Origin of the sequence: Lishizhenia sp., from assembly GCF_033720595.1 — a bacterium.
In the GTDB taxonomy this organism is placed as follows: domain Bacteria; phylum Bacteroidota; class Bacteroidia; order Flavobacteriales_D; family Crocinitomicaceae; genus Lishizhenia.
Window position 1 is genome coordinate 1 of sequence record NZ_JAWWCF010000243.1, and the last position, 3,552, is coordinate 3,552.

General features: G+C 35.4%; 2 protein-coding genes. Both read left to right on the forward strand.

The window, feature by feature from the left end; all coding sequences use genetic code 11:
• The first annotated feature begins 207 nt into the window (after positions 1 to 207).
• On the forward strand, positions 208 to 978 hold the full coding sequence (gene mazG, locus R3333_RS13290) for a nucleoside triphosphate pyrophosphohydrolase (RefSeq protein WP_318959259.1): 771 nt from the start codon (positions 208 to 210) through the stop codon (positions 976 to 978).
• 120 nt (positions 979 to 1,098) lie between these two features.
• Positions 1,099 to 3,459, forward strand: a complete 2,361-nt coding sequence (locus R3333_RS13295; RefSeq protein WP_318959260.1) for a TonB-dependent receptor — start codon at positions 1,099 to 1,101, stop codon at positions 3,457 to 3,459.
• Positions 3,460 to 3,552: the final 93 nt, after the last annotated feature.

Consider the following 3,552-nt stretch of genomic DNA (forward strand, 5'->3'; position numbering starts at 1 on the left):
GAGCCATGATAGATCTATGGGCAAGTAAAAATCCACGCGATCCATTTACACCCACTCCAAGGTTGAAGTTTTGACCTTGTACAACCAAAGTACAAAAGCAGAGAATGAATGAAATGTAAATCTTTTTCTTCATGGGTATTATCTACAAAAATAAGAAGCTCCTTCTTTTAAGAATTAGTTTATTTGTATTAATTAAAAAAAAGACAAATGGATAAGCGATTAGAGGCCTTTGAACGATTATTAAATATCATGGACGATTTACGAGAAAAATGTCCATGGGATAGGAAACAAACTCTTGAATCTCTTAGACACTTAACCATTGAAGAAACTTATGAATTGGCAGATGCTATACTAGCCAAAGACATGGATGAACTCAAAGGCGAAATCGGTGATATTATGTTACACATGGTTTTTTACAGTAAAATTGCCAGTGAACAAAAAGCCTTTGACATAACAGACGTGTTACATGCTATCTGTGATAAATTAGTGCACAGACATCCTCACATTTACGGTGATACGGTTGCCGATTCAGAAGAAGAAGTAAAAGCCAACTGGGAAAAATTAAAACTTAAGGAAGGCAAAACATCGGTTTTGGAAGGAGTCCCAGCATCTTTACCTGCTTTGGTTAAGGCAAGTAGAATTCAAGAAAAAGTAAAAGGAGTTGGTTTTGATTGGGATAACAAAGATCAAGTTTGGGATAAGGTAAACGAAGAATTGCAAGAGTTTAAAGATGAAGTGGATGCTCAATCTGATCGTGCAGAAGAAGAATTCGGAGACCTTCTCTTTTCATTGATTAACTATGCCCGATTCATGGGAATTAACCCTGAAAATGCGCTTTCTAAAACCAACAATAAGTTTGTTCAAAGATTTCAAAAGATGGAAATCCTAATGAAGGAGGAAAATGCCAATTTTAACGATATGAACTTGGAAGAAATGGATATTTACTGGGAAAAAGCAAAGCAAATCTTAAAGTCCTAATTTCCATAACACCAACCGTAAAGTCAATAGCTCCTACAATTGACAATTTTACTGTTAAAAAAACTAAATATATTCAGTATCTATGTGCCTCCACGCTAAAATGGACATGAAACCAAAATTATGAAATTAAAAAACGTATTTCTTTCCTTACTTTCTCTGCTCGTTTTGAGCACTTTTAGTTTTGCACAAGACAACACGGTTCGAGGCTTTATTTTCGATGATGAAACACAAGAACCTATTGCTTATGCCAAAGTAATATTAAAATCAAAAGGAGCTAACCCAACTACACAAGGGGCAAACTCAGATTTAGATGGATTTTTCTCGTTGGCTCAAATAGACAAAGGGTTTTACTATATCAGCGTAAGAGCTTCTGGATACATTGAAATAAAAGATAGCATTGAATTAAAAGACGTTAAGAGTATTCAAAGCTTAAGGTTTGACCTTAAAAAGCCTGAAGATGTTAAAGAAATTGAAGGAGTTGAAATTTCAGCGTCTGATAAATCTAAAACAACGGAAGTTGAAATCTCTATGGTAAAACTTGACCAAAAAGGTTTGGAAAGATTACCAAGTTTTGGGGCAGAAAATGATATCGTTTCAGCCATTAGCGTAACTCCAGGTGTTGTTACTACTGGTGATCAAGGAGGACAAATCTATGTGCGTGGTGGTACTCCAATTCAAAACAAAATATTACTGGATGGGATGACCATTTACAATCCTTTCCACTCCATTGGATTCTTTTCTGTATTTGAAACAGAATTAGTAAAAAGTGCCGATGTATACACCGGAGGTTTCGATGCACAATACGGAGGAAGGATTTCTTCTGTAATGGATATTTCATATAGAGATGGAAACTTAAATAAATTGGGCGGTAAATTTTCTATTTCTCCATTTATGGCCAAAGCTGTGATGGAAGGTCCGCTTTCAAAATCTAAAGATTCAAATTCACACGCGGGGTCAACGTTTATTTTCTCTGCGAAAAAATCATTACTTGATTACTCTTCAAGGTCAGCTTATCCTTATGTGAACGATGGTACCGGGCTTCCTTTCGACTTTACAGATTTATACGGAAAAGTAACTTTTAAAGGAGACATGGGATCAAAGGTTTCCTTCTTTGGTTTCAACAATAACGATAGGGTAAACTACGCTAATGTGGCTGATTTAAATTGGACAAGTTCTGGTGGAGGTATGAATTTCTTACTCGTTCCCAGTTCCTCTCCTATTTATATCAAAGGACACTTAAATGGATCTGGATATAAAATCTTTTTCCAAGAAGACAATAATTCAGCACCAAGAGAAAGTTCTATCAATGGATTTGATTTAGGGTTTGACTTCACTTATTTCTTGAAAAATCAATCTGAAATTAATTACGGAATCAATTTAGGAAGCTTCAATACAGACTTTACAACCTTCAACTCCGCTAAAACAAAAATTCAGATCAAAGACAACAATACAGAATTTGCCGGATACCTTAACTATAGATTGATTACGGGAAGATGGGTTATTCAACCAGGAATTCGTTTACAATACTATGCGTCATTATCTGAAATGATGCCTGAACCAAGGTTAGCTGCAAAATTCAACGCGACTGAAGATTTAAGATTTAAAGTTTCTGGGGGTCGATACACGCAAAACTTCACCTCGGCTTCTTCTGATAGAGATATCGTAAACTTGTTCTACGGTTTCTTAAGTGCACCGAACAGTGTACCTTCCACGTTTACTTACCCGAACGGAAAAGTTAGAGATATAGATAATGGTTTACAAGTTGCGTGGCACGCGATAGGAGGATTTGAATACGACTTCACCAAACACCTTTCTATGAACGTAGAAGGTTATTATAAATACTTCCCATTACTTGCAAATATCAATAACAACAAACTTTATGAAGATGTATCTCAATTTGCTGACATTGCAGACGAGTACAAGAAAGACTTCCTCATTGAATCTGGATATGCTTATGGTGTAGATGTATTGTTGAAGTATTCTAAAAACAGGCTTTTCTTGTGGGGGGTATACTCATATGGTAAAACAAGAAGATGGGATGGTTTTGAATACTATACTCCACTCTTTGATAGACGTCACAACATTAACTTAGTAGGTACTTATGCTTTTGGTAAAAAGAAAAACATTGAATTAAGTGTACGTTGGAACTTAGGGACAGGACTTCCGTTTACTCCTACTACGGGTTACTTCCAAGGAGAAGACTTCAGCGATGGATTGAATACAAATGTAAACACCTCTAATGTGAATGAGTTAAGTTTACTTACTGGAACAATTAACTCCGCAAGACTTCCTACTTACCACAGGTTCGACATCACTTTGAAACAAAACTACGAGTTGAAAAATAAAAACAAATTAGAAATCATTGTAGGTGTAACGAACGTATACAATAGAGAAAACATTTTCTACGTAAACAGAATTACCAACGAAAAAATTTACCAGTTACCCATTCTACCAAGTGTAGGTGTTAACTACAAGTTTTAGGAGAGTAAACATTCTTTTATAAGATACTATTAAGGCATCCCAATTGGGATGCCTTAATAGTATCTTATAAAAGAATGTTTACTCTCCTAAAAC